General features: G+C 68.6%; 16 protein-coding genes. 3 read left to right on the plus strand and 13 right to left on the minus strand.

From position 1 onward, the window contains the following. Positions 1-443: 443 nt before the first annotated feature. Entirely contained in the window at positions 444-638 is a 195-nt protein-coding gene (locus tag ACRWK7_RS05695) for a hypothetical protein (RefSeq protein ID WP_431855229.1), read from the minus strand. After that, complete coding sequence (gene nhaA, locus ACRWK7_RS05700) at positions 635-1,831, minus strand: Na+/H+ antiporter NhaA (protein ID WP_431855230.1); 1,197 nt, start codon at positions 1,829-1,831, stop codon at positions 635-637. The genes ACRWK7_RS05695 and nhaA overlap by 4 nt, the downstream gene beginning before the upstream one ends. Before the next feature lie 326 nt (positions 1,832-2,157). Here nhaA and ACRWK7_RS05705 point away from each other — a divergent pair, with 326 nt between their 5' ends. Further along, positions 2,158-3,252: a sensor histidine kinase gene (locus tag ACRWK7_RS05705; protein WP_431855231.1), complete on the plus strand. Its 1,095-nt coding sequence runs from the start codon at positions 2,158-2,160 to the stop codon at positions 3,250-3,252. Continuing rightward, positions 3,249-3,851, plus strand: coding sequence for a response regulator transcription factor (locus ACRWK7_RS05710; protein WP_431855232.1), 603 nt, complete (start codon positions 3,249-3,251; stop codon positions 3,849-3,851). Before ACRWK7_RS05705 ends, ACRWK7_RS05710 begins: the two co-directional genes overlap by 4 nt. A gap of 6 nt (positions 3,852-3,857) precedes the next feature. Here ACRWK7_RS05710 and ACRWK7_RS05715 read toward each other — a convergent pair whose 3' ends face one another. The 4 genes from ACRWK7_RS05715 to ACRWK7_RS05730 all read right to left on the minus strand — a co-directional run bounded on the left by ACRWK7_RS05715 (position 3,858) and on the right by ACRWK7_RS05730 (position 8,831). Then, a complete protein-coding gene (locus ACRWK7_RS05715; RefSeq protein ID WP_431855233.1) occupies positions 3,858-4,235 on the minus strand; it encodes a response regulator in 378 nt (125 codons plus the stop codon). Positions 4,236-4,340: 105 nt separating this feature from the next. Continuing rightward, on the minus strand, positions 4,341-6,113 hold the full coding sequence (locus tag ACRWK7_RS05720; protein WP_431855234.1) for an SLC13 family permease: 1,773 nt from the start codon (positions 6,111-6,113) through the stop codon (positions 4,341-4,343). Then, entirely contained in the window at positions 6,110-8,338 is a 2,229-nt protein-coding gene (locus ACRWK7_RS05725) for an alpha,alpha-trehalose-phosphate synthase (UDP-forming) (RefSeq protein ID WP_431855235.1), read from the minus strand. The genes ACRWK7_RS05720 and ACRWK7_RS05725 overlap by 4 nt, the downstream gene beginning before the upstream one ends. A 19-nt stretch (positions 8,339-8,357) precedes the next feature. After that, positions 8,358-8,831: a hypothetical protein gene (locus ACRWK7_RS05730; protein ID WP_431855236.1), complete on the minus strand. Its 474-nt coding sequence runs from the start codon at positions 8,829-8,831 to the stop codon at positions 8,358-8,360. Positions 8,832-9,185: 354 nt separating this feature from the next. Between ACRWK7_RS05730 and ACRWK7_RS05735 the strand changes: the two genes are divergently transcribed. Next, positions 9,186-9,503 carry a hypothetical protein gene (locus tag ACRWK7_RS05735; RefSeq protein WP_431855237.1) on the plus strand — a complete coding sequence of 106 codons (318 nt, stop codon included), beginning with the start codon at positions 9,186-9,188 and terminating at the stop codon, positions 9,501-9,503. Between the two features lie 175 nt (positions 9,504-9,678). Here the strand turns inward: ACRWK7_RS05735 and ACRWK7_RS05740 are convergent, their stop codons facing one another. The 7 genes from ACRWK7_RS05740 to ACRWK7_RS05770 form a co-directional block, all read right to left on the minus strand. After that, positions 9,679-9,867: a hypothetical protein gene (locus tag ACRWK7_RS05740; RefSeq protein ID WP_431855238.1), complete on the minus strand. Its 189-nt coding sequence runs from the start codon at positions 9,865-9,867 to the stop codon at positions 9,679-9,681. A gap of 147 nt (positions 9,868-10,014) precedes the next feature. Continuing rightward, the gene (locus ACRWK7_RS05745) at positions 10,015-11,415 is read right to left on the minus strand and encodes a hypothetical protein (RefSeq protein ID WP_431855239.1); all 1,401 of its coding nucleotides are present in this window, start codon (positions 11,413-11,415) and stop codon (positions 10,015-10,017) included. 3 nt (positions 11,416-11,418) lie between these two features. Beyond that, positions 11,419-13,542 carry an acetate--CoA ligase family protein gene (locus tag ACRWK7_RS05750; RefSeq protein WP_431855240.1) on the minus strand — a complete coding sequence of 708 codons (2,124 nt, stop codon included), beginning with the start codon at positions 13,540-13,542 and terminating at the stop codon, positions 11,419-11,421. A gap of 17 nt (positions 13,543-13,559) precedes the next feature. Further along, positions 13,560-14,345 carry an enoyl-CoA hydratase/isomerase family protein gene (locus ACRWK7_RS05755; protein WP_431855241.1) on the minus strand — a complete coding sequence of 262 codons (786 nt, stop codon included), beginning with the start codon at positions 14,343-14,345 and terminating at the stop codon, positions 13,560-13,562. Between the two features lie 66 nt (positions 14,346-14,411). Beyond that, positions 14,412-15,248 (minus strand): ABC transporter permease, encoded by an 837-nt coding sequence (locus tag ACRWK7_RS05760; protein ID WP_431855242.1) that lies wholly within the window; start codon positions 15,246-15,248, stop codon positions 14,412-14,414. Beyond that, the gene (locus tag ACRWK7_RS05765; RefSeq protein WP_431855243.1) at positions 15,245-16,024 is read right to left on the minus strand and encodes an ABC transporter ATP-binding protein; all 780 of its coding nucleotides are present in this window, start codon (positions 16,022-16,024) and stop codon (positions 15,245-15,247) included. The genes ACRWK7_RS05760 and ACRWK7_RS05765 overlap by 4 nt, the downstream gene beginning before the upstream one ends. A 9-nt stretch (positions 16,025-16,033) precedes the next feature. Continuing rightward, the gene (locus ACRWK7_RS05770; protein ID WP_431855244.1) at positions 16,034-17,053 is read right to left on the minus strand and encodes an ABC transporter substrate-binding protein; all 1,020 of its coding nucleotides are present in this window, start codon (positions 17,051-17,053) and stop codon (positions 16,034-16,036) included. Positions 17,054-17,688: the final 635 nt, after the last annotated feature.

The raw sequence follows: 17,688 nt of genomic DNA on the forward strand, positions 1-17,688 counted from the left end.
CAACGCATTAGTAGCCTATTAAAACAAATTGTATCGATCGGTCAACTATAGTTAGCGGTTCAGCCTGCGCTTGCTACCAACGTTATCAGACAAATTGCGACAGAGCGGTTCCGCTTCGGTGCCGGCTCGAGGCCCGCGCGAGCCGCGCTGCCTTCACCGCTTCGTCCTGTGTCGGCCGACCGGTTCGCTGAAGCGGACATCGCAGACAACGTCCGGGCGCGTGGGCGCTGACGCGGCTGCACCGGGGTGACGAGAGCTGATACCGACAGCTTGGTGCGCCTGCTCATCGGATGCGGACGGAGTCCGGGTGTCCGAGGTCGAGCATGCAATTCAGGGCCTGGACGGCGATGCCTAATCATCGCCCCACTGCAACAACGTCCTGCGCTGCCACGCGGCGAACCGGCTCCAACGAGGCGGTCATCCGTGCCACGCCGGAGGAGACTCTATCGCCCGCGCAGCATGCACCACACGTGATGGCCGGCCGCCGTCAGCTTCCATTGTCCGCGGCGGTGGCCCACCTCCACCAAGCCTATGGCGATGCACTCGTAGATCAGGTCGTCCGAGGCGCCGTCGTCGAGCTGCCAGGTATCGGGGCGGGCGGTTAGAAGCCAGCGTGTCTGCTCGTCGCTCAAGGTCATGGCCGGGCGCCTTCCGCGACGGTCCGGCGCAACGGCGCGCTGCGCAGGATCAACCACCCGGCCAGCGCCGACAGCGTCGATCCCAGAAGGACGCCGATCTTGACGGTGTCCATGAGCTCCGGAGCCGCGGGAAAGGCGAGGACGCCGATGAACAGGCTCATGGTGAACCCGATGCCGCACAGCAGCGCCACTCCGTAGAGCTGAAGCCAGTTCGCCCCCGACGGCAGGTGCGCGAGGCCGAGGCGGACGGCGATCCAGCACGCCGCCAGGACGCCCGCCTGCTTGCCCAGGAACAGGCCGAGCCCGACGCCGAGCGGCACGGACCCGGTGACGGACGCGAGATCGGCTCCGGCGAACGACACCCCGGCGTTGGCGAAGCCGAAGATCGGAACGACGCCGAAGGACACCCAGGGCAGGATGGCGTGTTCCAGGCGGTGGAGCGGTGATACCTCGTGCTCCTTGCGGGCCATCGGGATCGTGAAGGCCAGCGCCACGCCGGCGACGGTCGCGTGGACGCCGGACCACAGGACGAAGACCCACAGCGCCGCACCGGCCAGAAGGTACGGCCACAGGCGCACGACCCCGAGCTGGTTCATGGCGATGAGCACGGTCATCGCCGCCGCGGCGAGCGCCAGGGCGCCGAGCGACAGGTCGGCCGTGTAGAAGACGGCGATGATCGCCACCGCCCCGAGGTCGTCCAGGACGGCAAGGGCGGCCAGGAACACCTTCAGCGAGGCGGGCACCCGCGGCCCGATCAGCGAGATGACGCCCAGCGCGAAGGCGATGTCGGTGGCGGCCGGGATCGCCCAGCCGCGCAGCGTCTGCGGATCGTTCCAGTTCAGCGCGGCGTAGACCAGGGCCGGCACCAGCATGCCGCCGGCCGCGGCGATGCCGGGCAGCGCGCGCCGGGACCACGTCGCGAGCTGCCCTTCCTGCAGCTCACGCTTGATCTCCAGCCCGACCAGCAGGAAGAACACCGCCATCAGGCCGTCGTTGATCCAGTGCAGCACGTCCAGGCCCGCCAGCGGCGCGTGGAGCGCCGCGGCGTAGAGCGATGCCCACGGCGAGTTCGCGACGACCAGCGCGGCCGCGGCGGCGATCATGAGCAAGACACCCCCCGACGCCTCGCTGTCGAGCAGTTCGCGGAGCATGCTGGCCGGGCGGGCCATGCGCCGGACGATGTCGTTTGCCATGGGAAAGCGGTTCCGTCAGCGGCGTGAAGGGGCATGCGTCCGCCGCCGGGCGGTCGCCATCCATGCCAACCTTTTCATGCCGGCGGCGCCGCGCCACCTGTGAACCTTGACAGCTGGCGTGAGCGCCGCGTTTGCGCTGTTCTGTGCCTCCCTACAGCACAGAAAAAACAAATCGGTCCAGGGAGGAACGCCCCCGCCGCCGAGCCGACCGCCCCGCGTCGGATCGGCGGCGGGATGGCGCGCCCTTCATGGACGGTTTCTCTTGCGGACGGCCTGCGATGGGCGTGAACTGTCGTCGCCCTGCGGGCTCCCATTCCAGACATCCGATGACGCAGAAAGGCAAGACCGTCGCAACGGTGATCGGACTCCGCTCCAAGGCCGGTTTGCTCGTCGTTCCTTTCAACGTCGTCAGCATCGCCGGCATCTTCCTCCTCGACGCGGTGACGCCGGCCGAGAACGTCTCGGTCTGCTTCGCCTACGCGATCCCGGTCATCCTGAGCCTTCTCGACGGTGGCCGCCGGGTGTTCCTGTACGCGGCGGTCGCCACCACACTGTCCTTCCTGGGCTTCTTCATCCAGCCCTACGACGACGCGATCACTTGGAGCTTCGTCCTGAACCGGGTGATCGCCGTGGCCACGCAGTGGGTCGTGGCGTTCCTGGTGCGTTACCGCGTGGCCATGGAGGCGGCGCTCAACCGCTCGCTGGACGAGCAGCGCGAGGAGGTGGAGCGCCAGCGCCGCTTCATGGCCATGCTGTCGCACGAGGTGCGCACGCCACTCACCGTCATGGACGGGCAGGCCTATCGGATCCTGAAGCGCAGCGGGACCATGGCGCCGGGCGACATCGCGGCCCGGGCGCAGAAGATCCGCGACGCGGCGGCCCGGATCGACCGCATCATCGCCGCCATCCTCGCCTCCGCCGCGATCGAGCGGAACGACCCCAGGGCGGACGTCCGGCCGCTGGACCTCAAGGCGCTGCTGCGGGAGGTCATCCAGAACGCGGCCGAAGGCGGCGCCGCGCTGGTGTCGGCCGACCTGGACGGGCTGCCGGCGCGGATCGAGGGGGACCAGACGCTGCTCTTCCAGGTCTTCGAGAACATCCTGGCCAACGCGGTGAAGTACTCCCCGCCCGGCACGCCGATCGCGGTGTACGGCCTGCGCCGCGGCCACGAGGTCGTGGTGTCCGTCGCCGACCGCGGCACCGGCGTCGGCGCCGAGGACCTGCCGAACCTGTTCATGCCGTATTACCGCGGCGGCAACAGCCGGGGCGTGCCGGGCGCCGGCATGGGCCTGCACCTGGTGGAGCGGTTCGTGGCGGCACACGGCGGCACGGTGTCTCTCGACAGCCGCCCGGGCGCCGGCACCACCGTCACCGTCCGGCTGCCGCAGCCGCCCTCCAGGACCGGAGGCGATCAGCCATGACCGAGCGCAAGCGCATCCTCTGCATCGAGGACGACCCCGGCACCCGCGAATTGCTGGTGGAGGAACTGGAGGAGGCCGGGTTCGAGGTGGACGCCTGCGGCGACGGCACCACCGGGCTGGCGGCCATCGTCGAACGGCGCCCCGACCTGATCCTGTGCGACCTCGACCTTCCCGGGCTCTCCGGCTTCGACATCCTCGGCAGCATCCCGCAGGCCGGGGCGGCGGTCCGCGCCATCCCCTTCATCTTCCTGACCGCGTACGGGCAGCGGGAGAACCTGATCGCGGCTCGGCGGCTCGGCTGCGACGAGTACATCGTCAAGCCGATCGACTTCGAACTGCTGGTCGAAACCGTGCGGAACCGGATCGCCCGCAGCCCGGCGCGGACGGAGCCGGGGCCTTCCGTGCGCCTCACCGACCGCGAGGTGGAGGCGCTGACCTGGTCGGCGCGGGGCAAGTCGTCCACCGACATCGCCGTGCTGATGCGGGTGAGCGAGCGGACGGTGAACTTCCACATCGACAACGCGATCCGCAAACTGGGCGTGGCCACCCGCATCCAGGCGGCGGTCAAGGCGGCGCTCGGCGGCCTCATCGCGCCGTGACGCGCCTCAGGCGTCCTGCCCCATGACGGTCTGAATGGCCCGGCGCAGCACCGAGGGCAGATACGGCTTGCCGATGGCCATGGCGTCCGGCAGGCCGCGGCTGCGCAGCTCGCGCCAGTTGCCGGTGACGTAGAGCACCGGGGTGGGGCGCTCCGCGACGATCGCCTTCACCGCGTCGATGCCGTCCGTTTCGCCGGGCAGGCGGATGTCGACCAGGATGAGGTCGGGAGCCTCCCGCTTGGCCGTCTCCATCGCCTGCTCCGCCGTCTCCGCGACGCCGCACACGTCGCAGCCCATGTCCTTGAGGATGGCCTTGAGATCGAGAACGATCAGCGGTTCGTCCTCGATGATAAGCACCTTCGTCGCCTTGGCTTCATCGGCCATACCGTCAGACCCTGTACGAGTTCCTGTGCACATGCGGACACACCTCCGCGTCCAACGCAGACAACGCTGGAAACCGTTCGTCGGTTCCCTGCGCCGGCCGGGAGGCTACAGCGGCCAGAAGACGGGGATGAGCAGCGACGCCACCGCCCAGAACAGCAGATCCAGCGGCAGGCCGATGCGGACGAAGTCCATGTACTTGTAACCGCCGGCGCCGTACACGAACAGGTGCGTCTGGTAGCCGATCGGCGTGGCGAAGCCGCTCGACGCGGCGAACATCACGGCGACCACGAAGGGACGCGGATCGACGCCCAGCCGCTGCGCCACGCCGATGGCGATCGGCGTCAGCAGCACGCCGACCGCGTTGTTGGACGCCACCTCCGTCAGCACCAGCGCCAGCAGGTAGATCAGCGACAGCACGAGGTGCGGCCCCAGCCCATGCGTCGCCTCGACCACCGCGTTCGCCAGCAGCAGGACGGCGCCGGTCTTCTCCAGGGCCAGGCCGAGCGGCAGCATGCCGAAGATCATGAACAGGATGCGCCATTCTATGGACTTGTAGAGGTCCTCGTGCGGCAGGCAGCCGGCGACCACCACCGCCACCGCGGCGATCAGCGCCAGCGCGGCGATGGGCAGAACGTCGAGCGCCGCCAGCACGACGACGGCAAGGATCGCGGCGATGGCGAGCCACGCCTTGTCGCGCCGGAACGGGTGGTGCTCCGGCTCGCTGAGGTTCATCAGGTCGCCGGTCTCGACCAGCCGGCGGATGCCGTCGGGCGGGCCTTCGATCAGCACCGTGTCGCCGACCTCGATGCGGACGTCCTCGAACTTGTCGCGCAGGTTCACGCCCTGGCGGTGCAGCGCCACGATGTAGACGCCGAAACGGCGCCGCAGGTTGAAGTGCGACAGCTTGTGCGCGACGAAGCTGGAGCGCGGGCCGACGATGCCCTCGACGATCACCGTGCGCCGGGTGGCCACCTCCTGCAGCCGGACGGCGGGGTCGAACAGGACGCTTGCCTGCTCGCGCAGGCCCATGACGCCCTTCACCGCGGTCTTGAACAGCAGCCGGTCGCCGGCCTCCAGCCGAACCGCCCGGAGGTTCCGGCGCAGGCTCTCGTCGCCGCGCAGCACATCCACCACGCGGCCGCCGGCCAGGGCGGCGAGCTTCGCCTCCTCCAGCGTCTTGCCGATGGCGCCGGAATCCGGCGGTACGATCATCTCGGTGAGGAACTGGCGCTGCGGCTGGCCGGACAGCAGCCCGGCCACCGTCTCGCGCACCGGCAGCAGCCGGTCTCCGAAGGCGACGAGGTAGGCGGTGCCGACCGCCGTCATGACGAGGCCGAGCGGCGTGATCTCCAGCAGCCCGAAGGCCGGCTGGCCGAGCCGCTGCGCCACGCCGTCCACCAGCAGGTTGGTGGAGGTGCCGATCAGCGTGATGGTTCCGCCGAACACCGCCGCGTAGGACAGCGGGATCAGCATTTTCGAGGGCGCGATTTTCAAGTGCTGACACAGGCGGATGGCGACGGGGGTCAGGATCACCACGACCGGCGTGTTGTTGATGAACGCCGACACCGCCGCGGCCAGCACCACGAGGCCGAGGAACGCCGCCGCGCGTGACCGGCCGACGATCGCCATGGAGGCGTTCCCCAGGGCTTCGATGCAGCCCGTGCGGTCGAGCGCCGCCGACAGCACGAACATGGCCCCGACGGTGATCACGCCGGCGTTGCTGAAGACATCCAGCGTTTCCCCGGTGTCGAGAATGCCCGAGCCCAGCAGAATGGCCGTGGTCGCCAGCGCGACGAGGTCGGGCGGCGCCCACTCGCGGATGAACGCGACGAACACGCCGGCGAGGAGAGCCAGCACGAAGATCTGTTCGACGGTCACCCGGCCCCCATAGCGTCGATGTGGGCCTCGATGCGGCCGCGCTTGCGGAGGCGCGCGCCGTCCAGAAGCATGCGCCCGGCCCAGTGGTACACGTTGTTCTCGCGCACCAGGTCGCGCATCAGGCGCATGCGCTCCTGCTGCTGCTCCACCGGCATTGTCAGTGCCTGGCGGATCGCCTCGGCCATGCTGCGGGTGTCGTAGGGGTTGACGATGAGCGCCTCCAGCAGCTCCCGCGAGGCGCCGGCGAAGGTGCTGAGGATCAGCACGCCGCGTTCGTCGTCGCGGGCGGCGACGAACTCCTTGGCGACGAGGTTCATGCCGTCGTGCAGGCTGCTGACGATGCACACCTCGGCCGCCCGGAACAGCTCGTAAACGTCGCTGGGTTCGTGGTGACGGGCAACCAGCAGGATGGGTGTGTAGCCGTCGCGGCCGAAGCGGGCGTTGATCGCCTCGGCCATCGCCGTCGCCTCGGCCTGCAGCTCGCGATAGGCCGGCAGCTTGCTGCGGGTCGGGGCCGCCACCTGCAGGTAGACGAAGCGGCCGATCAGCTCCGGGTGGTTCTCCAGCAGCATCTCGACTGCGCGGAAGCGGTCCGGGATGCCCTTGGTGAAGTCGAAGCGCTCGACGCCGACGCCGAGCAGCGTCTCGGCCGGCAGGCCGTGGCGGGTCCGCACGCTCAGCCGGCACTCCGGCGCCGGTGCCTGCCCCTGGAGCGGCGACGGTGGCCACTCGATGGAGATCGGGTAGGGGTGCACCAGCGCGGCGTGGCCGCCGACCGACACGGTCGAGTGCTCGCGGTCGATGTGGCACTCCAGGAAGCGATCGACGGTGTCGATGAAGTTGTTGCAGTGGAAGCGCGTGTGGAACCCGATGATCGAGCTGCCGAGCAGCCCGTCCAGCACCGCCTCGCGCCAGGGGAAGATGCTGAACACCTCGGCGTTCGGCCAGGGGATGTGCCAGAAGGTGATGATGACGGCGTTGGGCAGGCGCTGGCGCACCATGCGCGGCACCAGCGCGAAGTGGTAGTCGTGCACCAGCACGATGGGGTCGTCGGTCTTCGCCTCCTGCAGCACGGCGTCGGCGAAGCGGCGGTTGACCGCGACGTAATGCTCCCAGTCGCTCTCGCGCAGCACCGGGCGGGTGAAGGAGATGTGGCACAGCGGCCAGAGCCCCTCGTTCGCCAGCCCGTAGTAGTAGCCTTCCTCCTCGTCCTCGCTCAGCCAGATGCGGCGCAGGGTGTAGGTCGGCCGCTCCGGCGGCACCGGGATATGGTCGTGGCGGTCGACCACCCGACGGTCGGCGGAGCCGCTGCCATGCGCGATCCAGGTGCCGCCGCAGGCCCGCGTGATCGGCTCCAGCGCCGTCACCAGCCCGCTGGCCGGGCGCTGGACCACGATGCCGCCGTGGCCGTCGTCGTTGTGGATGTAGGGCTCGCGGTTGGAGACCACGATCACCTCGGCGCCCGGCAGCTCGTTGTCGAGGACGCGGCGCAGCGTCTCGGGCGACCATTCGACCCGGATGCCGGCCGCGGTGTGCCGCGACAGGTCGAGGTCGCGCAGCATCTGCCGGATCTCGGCGATCACCGGCCGCATCTCCGGTGCCGGATCGGGGCGCGATCCGGCCGCCAGCGCCGGGTTGAGCGACTGCCGGACCGAACTCAGCCAGCGCCGCAGCGTCAGGCGGGCGACCACCACCGTCACGCCGGCCGCCGCGACGCCGATCAGCACGAGCACCGCGGCGAGGTAGAGCTGCGTGTCGGAACTGCGGCGCTCGATGAAGCTGACGTCCTGGAGGATGAGCAGGCTTCCCAAAGTCTTCCCCTGCACGGCCAGGGGGAACGTCGCCACCAGCAGCGCGCCGCCGGCGATGCGGTCAGTGCGGAATTGCGGCTTGCGGAGCGGCGCACCGGCCGGCGGGCAGCCGACCTGGATCGGCCAGCCCGGCGATGCCCGCGTCGGTGTGCCGGCCGGCGCGCACAGGGCGAGCGCCTGCACGCGCTCGTCCAGGGTGATGCGCTGGAACAGCGTGTCGATCTCCGGCCCTTCTCCGGCCTGCACCATCCCGATCAGCGAGTCCTGGACGGCGTTGAAGATCAGGTTCGACCGCAGTTCGACGTCGTACTGGAACCAGCGGCCCACGAGGTGATTCACCAGCGGCGACAGCGCGAACCCCATGAGGCCGAGCACCACCAGCAGCGGCATGGCGAAGCGCACGAGCATGGCCATCGCAGCCCCCTCGCGCCGCCTAGACCGGCGCCCGGCCGGCGGCGACCAGGTGCCGGTTCACGGCGCCGAGCAGGCGCTCCTTGTGCTCCTGCATCAGAGCGGCGACCGCTCCGCGTGCGGCGGGTTCGACGTCCTCGTCGGGACTGTGCGCCGCGGCGGCGAGCAGGAGGGTCAGCCGCTTGCCGCCACCCAGCACCTCGGCGGCGGCGGTGCTGAGCGCGCACAGCGGCGCAGCGGCCAGTCGCTTGTCCGTGCGGCGGCTCGGCATCTCCGGAAGCGGCATCCCGCCCTTGATCCAGCGGGCGATCGACTGTTCCATCGCGTTGCTCAGGACCGGGCCACCGGTCAGCCAGTCGCGGATGGCGCCGGCCTGACCTCCGCCGACGAGCAGCGTGAGGCGGGCGCACCGCTCTTCAAACGCACGGTGCCCAAGACCACCCAGGCGCTCCGCCACGGCCGCCGCCTGGAGATCCCGTCCTTCCGCCATCATCATCCGCCGCTCCCGACCTGTGCGCGGATGATCCTTGAATCAAATCCGCCAATATGAGCAAACACATGATTAGGATTTACGACAAAATCACGTCCCGGTCCAGCTGGCCTATGGTAAGCCCCTAGGGAGATAGCCAATATTTCGCGGACAAGCGAATAAATACCGCTTTAATTTATTTATCAATATTTTAATTGACAAGAAAAATCATCTGACGATGACTTGAAATTTGCAAGCGACCGGGAGTGTCTGTGGATCGCTGGCCTATGTCCCACGTCATAGCGCCTTTCATCGAATGGAGACGGCCGTGTCCGGGCAGTAGGATCGGTGCGACAGCCACCGTGGGATTGAGGCGCCAGGATGACTCCCCCTCCAAAGCTCACCGTCGATTACCACGTGAACTACCGCGGTCCGAATTACCTGACCGACGTGTGGTATCTGTGCGGCGCCTTCGACAATCTTGCCGAGGCGCAGGTGAACATCGAGGTCCGGGTCGCGTCGGACCTGAAGAACGATCCAAAGATCGGCTCGGAATGGCGGCTGGTGGCCGTGCACGAGGCGCAGGTCGTCGCCATCATCGAACACCTGCGCCTGACCGAGGCTGGCGTGGAGCCGGTGGTGCCGAGCGTGACGCAGGCTGCCGGCACGCTTTCCGTGGAACGCGGCGGCAGCTCCTGAATTGCAGGACGCCCCGTCGGGGGATGGGGCGGCCTGCACGCGCATTTCCGAACAATCGGCGCGTTCCGGAGCGCCGTTCCACGAGCTGGAGATTCCCGCCGCAACCAATCTCACACCGGCTTATGCGCCGAGGCCGTGAACCTTGGTAATAGCGCGGCCATCCGTGCAACCACGCTCAACGAGCGTACTTGCCAATGCACATCCGCTCTTCGTGTTGCAGCTTCATGAGGCATTGCTCGGTCGGCGGCAGTCCACACTGCACCATCCTCGGGCAGCTTCCACAGGTGAATGCATCGATCGGCCGCTCCAGCAGCCGCATCAGAAGCGATTTCAGGGCATCGACAAACGCGTTCATCTCAATCAACCAATGTTCTCAAGCGTGGCGCCGAACGTATGCCAGGCGGCCAGCCGGCGGCATTGATCCAACTCACCGAACTCCGAAAATGTGGCGCGCACGCACCGGGTTAAGCAATGATGCAGACGCGCAGTGATCCGGGCACGGCGTTCCCCGTCAGGACATCACGGCAAGCATCCAGAGCAGGGGCAGCACCACGGCCAGCATCGCAGCCGCGAACAGAGCATTCCACCGGTAGGCCACCACGAAGGGCGAATGTCCCGTGTAGCGCGCGATCATGGCCGACGTCAGCGTGAAGGGGCTGATGCTGAAGGCCACGCCCCATCCGACGAGGACCGCCATGAAGTGCGGCAGCGGCGCGAGGCCGAGGGTGTCCGGCGGCAGCGCGGTGGCCAGCAGCAGGGCCGTCACGACCGGGTGGACGCCGATCAGCGCCATGGCGATGTTGGCACCCAGAAGAAGCGACAGAGCCAGGGCCGCATGGCCGTGCAGCGGCCGGGCGGCCGCGGTGATCAGATCCTGTGGAAGCACGGCGCCGACCATCACGGCCATGAATCCGGCACAGGCGAAGAACAGCGCCTCCGGCGCCATGCGCGGAAACGCCGCGCGGGCGTCGCCGAGCATTCGTGCCGCCGCGCCGCCGACCGACCCCACGTCCCAGCGGTTCCACAGCAGGGCGAACAGAGGGGCGAGCACGGTGATGGCCAACGCCGTTGGGACCGCAAAGGCCTTGTGCACGGCCAGCGAAGCGGCGAGGAACACGACCATCCCCAGCACCAGCGGCACCATCAGACGCACGAGCGTCGTCAACTCCCGCCCCGCCCCCGTCCAGCCGCCGCTGACCCGGCGCAGAGGCCCGACGGCGAGCGTCATGAGCGAGCACAGCCCCCCGGCGACCAGCCCCAGCGGCGCGACGTCCGGCCAGTCCAGCGTCGGGTACAGGGCCAGCAGCAGCGCCATGTTGCCGAACATCGGGCTCCAGCACACGGCCGCGACGAAGCCGCGGTGAATGGCGCTGAACACCGCTTGGTCCAGTTGGGCGGGCGGGTGCGCCGGGCGGGCGGCGGTGGACGCCATTTCGCACAGGATCGCCGTGCCGGCGATGTTCAGCAGCGCCGGAAACAGGTGGGCCACGGCGACCACCGGCAGCCCGCCAAGCTGCGGGCCACGCCCCAGCAGTTCCTCCGCGGTCCGGCGGATGGGCGGGCTGCGCCGGGCCGCCGCCGCCAGGAACGACACGCTGGCCATCAGGGCGAGGAAGGTGCTTCCGATCCGCAGCCCTTCGGCGGCGTGCAGCCACGCATGATCGGCCAGGGGCAGCAAGGCCACGCCAATGGCGCCGGTCGCCAGCGAGACGGCCAGTTGGCGCCGGGGCAGCCCGTGCCGCTCACGCACCACCAGGACGGCGATGGCGGCGGCGACGACCCAGGCCATCGCCGCCGTCCGGCTCGCGGTGAGCACGCAGGAACCGAGCACCAGCACACCGACGCTGAGGGTGCTGGCGTCCGGCCTGGGCGGCTGGTGGATCGCGGCGCCGCTCACGGCGCGGGCCCGCACGCGTCACTCCGGGGCGCGCACGATCACACAATCCAGCGGGCGGCAGCCTTTTCCTTCCTCCAGCACGCCCAGCGGGTTGATCTCGACCTCCGCGATGGTCTCGTGGAACTCGGCGATGAAGCGCGACAGCGCCACCACGGCCGCGGCGGCCGCGTCCAGGTCGCCCCGCGGACGTCCGCGCCATCCCTCCAGCAACCGGCCGGCCTTGGTCTCGCGGATCATCGCGACCGCCACGTCCGGCGAGACCGGAGCGAGACGGATCGCCACGTCCTTGAACAGTTCCACCTGCACCCCGCCGCTGCCCACCACCACGACCGGTCCGAACTCGGGATCGACCCGCGCGCCGACCAGAATCTCGGCGACCGGAGCGACCATCTCCTGAACCAGGAGGCGGACGTTCCCGCCCTCGCCGTCGCCGGCCGCGGCGCGCGCGCGGGCCAGGAGCTGTTCGGCGGCCTCCCGCGCCTCACCGGCGGTGCGGATGTTGAGACGGACGAGACCCAGTTCGGACTTGTGCACGATGCCGGGGACCATCGCCTTGAGGACCACCGGGAAGCCGAGCGCCGCGGCGGCATCCGCCGCCTCGTCGGCCGTGACCGCGACGCGCTCGCTCAACGGCGCCACACCATAGGCGGCCAGGACCCGGCGCCCGTCGTTCTCCGCCAGGACCCGTCCGCCGGCCCGGACCAGGATCTCCCTGGCCGCCTCCGCCGCTGCCCCGGCGGGGCGCGGCGGCTCCTGCGCCGCGCCTTCGGCACCCCAGGTGAGCACGCGGGCGACCGCCGTCAAACCCTCCGCCGTGCCGCGCAGGCAGGGGACACGGTGGCGCGCCGCCATGGCCTCGTAGTCCGGGTGGAGGTCGCCGGAGATGTTGGAAACGGCGACGGCCGGAACGCCGGCCAGGGCCGCGCCCTCCGCGACCATGCCCAGAAGGGTGGCGTAGCGGTTGGCCTGCTGCGTGCCCAGCCCCTTCGGCGCGTCCTGCAGGAGGATGATCAGCCCGACGTTCTCCTGCTCGCCCAGCGCCTGCGCGCAGCGCCGGGCCACGGTGGGGTCGTACAGGCCGGCCCAGGTCAGGTCGAGCGGGTTCGCGATGTGCGAGTAGGGGGGCAGGAGTTCCGTCAATGCCTGGCGCGCCGTCGATACCGGCGGCAGCGGCAGGCCCGCCTGCTCCCCGGCGTCGAGGGCCAGAGCGATCTCGCCGCCCGAGAGGCTGAGCATGGCCGCGCCGCGCCCCTTCAGCGAGCGTTCGAGCGAGGAGAACAGGAGCGCCGTTTCCACCAGTTCGTCCAGCGAGAACACCTGGATCGCCCCGGCGGCGCGGATGGCGGCGTCGCAGACTTCGACGCTGCCGGCGACCGCTCCGGTGTGCGCCATGACCGCCTGCTGCCCGCGCGTCGTTCGCCCGCTCTTCAGCACGACCACCGGCTTGCCGAGGGCGAGCGCCCGCCGGCAGGCGGCGATGAACTTAGGCGGATTGCGGAGCTGTTCGAGGAACACGACGAGCACCCGGACGTCGGGGTCCTCGACCAGCAGTTCCAGGTAGTCGGCGACGGTCGTCACCGCTTCGTTCCCGGAGGTGACCAGGTGGCTGAGGCCGAGGTCGCGCCCGGCGTTCAGGAGCGCGATGCCGACCGATCCGCTCTGCACCACGGCGGCGACGCCGCCGCGGCTCACCGCGTTGGGCAGAGAGGTGCCGAACAGCGCGGCCCGCCCGGCGAAGTTCAGGAAGCCCAGACAATTGGGACCGCACACCGCCAGATCGTGCTGCGCCGCCAGTTCGGCCAGCTCGCGCTGCGTCCGGGCGCCGTCGTTCCCAGCCTCGCCGAACCCGCTCGACAGGATGGCGAGGCCGCCCGCCCGCTTCGCCGCCGCCTGCCGGACGACGTCCAGCACGCGGTCTTGCTGGACCGCGACGAAGACGGCGTCCGGCTCGCCGGGCACGTCCGCCAAGGATGGATGGCACGGCCGGTCCAGCAGCGTGTCGCGGTTCGGGTTGACGAGATGGACCTCGCCCTCGAAACCGACGGCCTGGAGCGCGGCCCAGGCGTTGAACCCCGGCCCGATCTTGTCGGAGGCGCCGACGATGGCGACCGAGCGGGGATAGAGGAGGCGGCGCAGCGACATGGCGCAATTCCCGAAAATTACCGATCCTGGAAACGCGGCGGGCGCTTTTCGAAGAAGGCCGCCATGCCTTCCTTGGCGTCCGGGTGCTCGAAGACGCGCTCGCAGAGCTCCTCTTCGAAGCGCACCATCTCGTCCCACGAATGGCGCAATCCGTACTGGATGGCCTGTCGGGTCGCCAGAATGGCCGTCGGCGAGGCCGCCGCGATCCGCTCCGCCGCGGCGCGCGCTTCGGCCATGAGGCTGGCGGCCGGCACGACCCGCGAAACCAGCCCCATGGCGAAGGCCTCCTCGGCGCCGAAGTTCCCGCCGAGCAGAAGAATGTCCATGGCCTTGTTGCGGCCGACGAAGCGCGGCAGCCGCAGGAGCCCCATGCCCCAGCTCGGGATCAGGCCGAGATAGGCATCCGCCGCGCGGAAGACGGTGTTGTCCGCGGCGATGCGGAGGTCGCAACTCCACGCCAGGGCCGTTCCCCCGCCGATGCAGTATCCGTGGATCGCCGCCACGATCGGCTTGGGAAAGCACTCCAGGCGGTTCAGCGTGCGTCGCCCATACTCGCGGAACGCCTTCGCCGCCTCCGGGTCCTGGAACTGGGATTCCTGACGCAGGTCTCCACCCGCGCAGAAGGCCCGCTCGCCGGCCCCGGTGAAGATGACGCAGCGGACCGACGGCTCCGCCTCCACCCGGTCGAGCGCTGCGTGCAGGGCGTCCAGGGTCCGTGTCGAGACGGGGTTCATCGGCGGATCGTTGAGCGTGACCGTCGCGATCGGTCCCGCGACCTCAGCCAGGACAAGCTGTTCGTTCATGGCGGACCATCCCTTTTGATTGTGTGTTGTCCCGTATGACCTGGCTCCGGAGGAGCGGCGGACCGGTCAGGAGCCGTTCCGCTCGACGTTCTCCGGCTCGGCCCAATAAACGAGCCTGCGGTGCAGGAACCGTATGATCCCGTGCAGGATCACCCCCATCAGCGCGAGCACGACGAGCACGGCGAACATGCCGGCGATGTCGAGGTTGAAGTTCATCTGCATCAGCAAGGTGCCGAGGCCGACGGTCGCGCCGACGAACTCGCCGACCAGGGCGCCGGTCACGCTGAAGACGATCGCCACGTTGAGGCCGGCAAAGATGAACGGAAGCGCGTTCGGGAACAGAACGATGCGGAACGTCTGCCAGCGGGACGCCACCAGGGAGCGCATCAGTTCCAGCTTCTCGGCCTCGACCGTCGAAAACCCGACGATGGAATTGATGAGGACGGGAAAGAACGAGATGATCGTCGCAATGGCGATCTTGGATCCGATGCTGAAGCCGAACCAGACCACGAGCAACGGTGCCAGCGCGACCTTGGGAAGCGACTGGAGGGCCACAAGGTAGGGCATCAGCGCCCGCTCCAGAAACTCCGAGCGCGTGATCAGGGCCGCGATCACGATTGCCGAGACCGAGCCGAGGACGAAGCCGAGAAGCGCCTCGGTCATGGTCACGGCGAGCGCTTCCAGGAAGACGCCGCTGAAGATTCCCTGCAGCAACGCCACGAAGACCGCGGAGGCCGGCGGAATGAGCAGGGTTGACACCCCGAAGACCCGCGGCAGGGCCTCCCACAGGAGGAGGATCGCGATGCCGGTGACGAGCGGTGGCGCGATGCGGGGCCAGTTCGGCCGCGGCCAGCGCAGGAGCGATCGGGCCGCCGTGCCCCAGTACCGTTCGCTCATGCTCATTGCACCCTCTCCAAATGCATGGATTCGAAGTACTCGCGGAGCGAGGCGGCCAGCTCGATGAAGGCCGGCTCGTGCCGCGAGTGGCTGGAACGCGGCCGCGACACGCGCACGTCCAGGACATCGGACAGGCGTCCCGGCCGGGGCGAGATGACGAAGATGCGGTCGGCGAGGAAGATCGCTTCATCGATGGAATGGGTGACCAGGATGACCGTCTTGCGCTGCGCTTCCCAGATGCGCAGCAGCTCGGTGTTCATGGTTTCGCGGGTCATGGCGTCGAGCGCGCCGAAGGGCTCGTCCATGAGCAGGGTCTGCGGGTCGTGCATCAGCGAACGCGCGATCGCCACGCGCTGCCGCATGCCGCCGGAGAGTTCCCTGGGCAGCTTTTCGGCGAACTGAGCGAGCCCGACCAGTTCCAGCAGCTCTCCGGCCCGCCGTTGCGCCTGGCTGCGCGACAGGCCGATCACCTCGGCAGGCACGAGCACGTTGTCGGTTACCGTCCGCCAGGGCAGAAGCACGGGAGACTGGAACACCATCCCAATGTCGCGGCGAGGCGACAGGACCGGCTTGCCGGCGATCGTCGCCCGCCCCTGGGAGGGCGGCACGAGCCCGGCGATGATCCGCAGCAGCGTGCTCTTGCCGCAGCCGCTGGGGCCGACGATGCAGATGAACTCCCCCTCTTCGATGTGGCAGGAGATATCGGCCAGAGCGGTGACATGCTCACCCGAGCGCGTCTGGAACTTCTTCCAAACGCCATCGACCTCGATAAAGGCGTTCATGGCATGCGCTCACTTGTACGATTTGGATTTTTCGATGATCGCCGCCTTGTCGAAGTTGTTTATCTGGTCGATGAACTGATTCGTGTAGTAGGCCTGGACATCCATCGGCGTCGAGGCGATGCCGCTCTTCATCAGAAAGTCCTGGCTTTCCTTCCATTCCTTTTCCGTGAAGGCGCCCCATTTGGGAATCTCGCGTTGTTCGACGCTGTACTTGGCGAGACGGGCGGACAGCACGTGGACAGCCTGCTTCAGCGCAACGTCCTCGGGAACGCCGGCCGGCTTGGATTGGGGATAGTGCTGCCAGTGGATGCGGACGGCCGCTTCGGGGTTGTTGATGGTGAACAGCGTGGCCTTGGCGATGCCCTGCGCCAGCTTCACCACCACGTCCGGGTTCGCCTTCACGTAATCTTCGTTGCCGATGATCATCAGGCTGAGGAGATTGCTGGTGTCCGCGGACGTGAAATGGCGGAAGGAGAGCCCGGCGTTCTCCATGACCGCGTAGCCCCAGTCCCAGTAGCCGATGGCATCGACCTGCTTGCTCTGCACGGCCTGCACGGCTTGCGGCCCGATGCCGATCGGCAGCCAACTGACGTCCCGCTCCGGATCGAGGCCGGCGCCGCCCAGCATGGCCTTGGCGAAGGGCACGGCGCCGCTCGACAGGCTGAGGACGCCGATGCGCTTGCCCTTCAGCTGGTCGAGCTTGGTGATGCTGCTGCCGGTTGGCACGGCGATCGTGTAGATCGGCTCGCGCGTGTGGTTGTACACGGCGATGACCTTGCCGCCCTGCTGCTTCGCCGCGATGACCGGCTCGACGGTCGGCATCGCGAATTGCGCGGTTCCGGCGGCGACGAGTTGCGTCGCCAGCGTGGAGCCGTTGACAGGGGTGACCTGGACGTCGAGCCCGGCTTCCTTCCAGAAGCCCAGGGCTGCCGGCACCGACGCGTGCGGCGCCTCGGCGACCGTCGGCGTGGGGGACGTCAGATTGTAGACGATCTTCTGGGCGTATGCCTCGGCAGCGCTCAGGGCCAACGAAACTGCGCAACACGCGACAAGGATCTTGCTTGTGTGCCGCATCCGGTCCTCCCTCCCAGGATTTTTGCCCGCGTCGTGGCAGGCCCCCGTTCGTTGGTCGCAGTGTGAGCGCTGCTAAAATGATTTGTCAAACAAATTGCTCTTTATACCGATTGTACGTCCGTCCTATTTGTTTTGGCCGATATGGCTCGGACGAACCGCTTTCCAGCCGCCTCCGGGAATGTGCGTTGCAGCGCAGCGCCGTAGGCAGGCACGCTTGGCGATGGGGCGATCTGCCAAATCCGTGGTTCGAGGGGCTCGCCGCGCCGAGGCGCGGTCGGGATAGCGATTGCGCCAGAATGGAATATTTGTTTGACGAATAGCGCCTGCTCTGTATCGTCACAATGCTGGGAACCGCGTCCAGCCGCCGCCGTGTTCCGTCACGTCCGGTCGGAGGCGTTTTCGCTCGATGCAAAACCTTGGGGAAGGGCCCGGAAATGTCCGATAGTTTCACCGCGTTCGTGATCGAGGACGCCGACGGCAAGCCGAAGGGCGCCTTCAAGCAGCTGACGCTGGCCGACCTGCCCGACAACGACGTGCTGGTCGAGGTCGCCTACTCCACCGTGAACTACAAGGACGGGCTGGCCGCCAGC

This window comes from Azospirillum sp. (genome assembly GCF_050789165.1).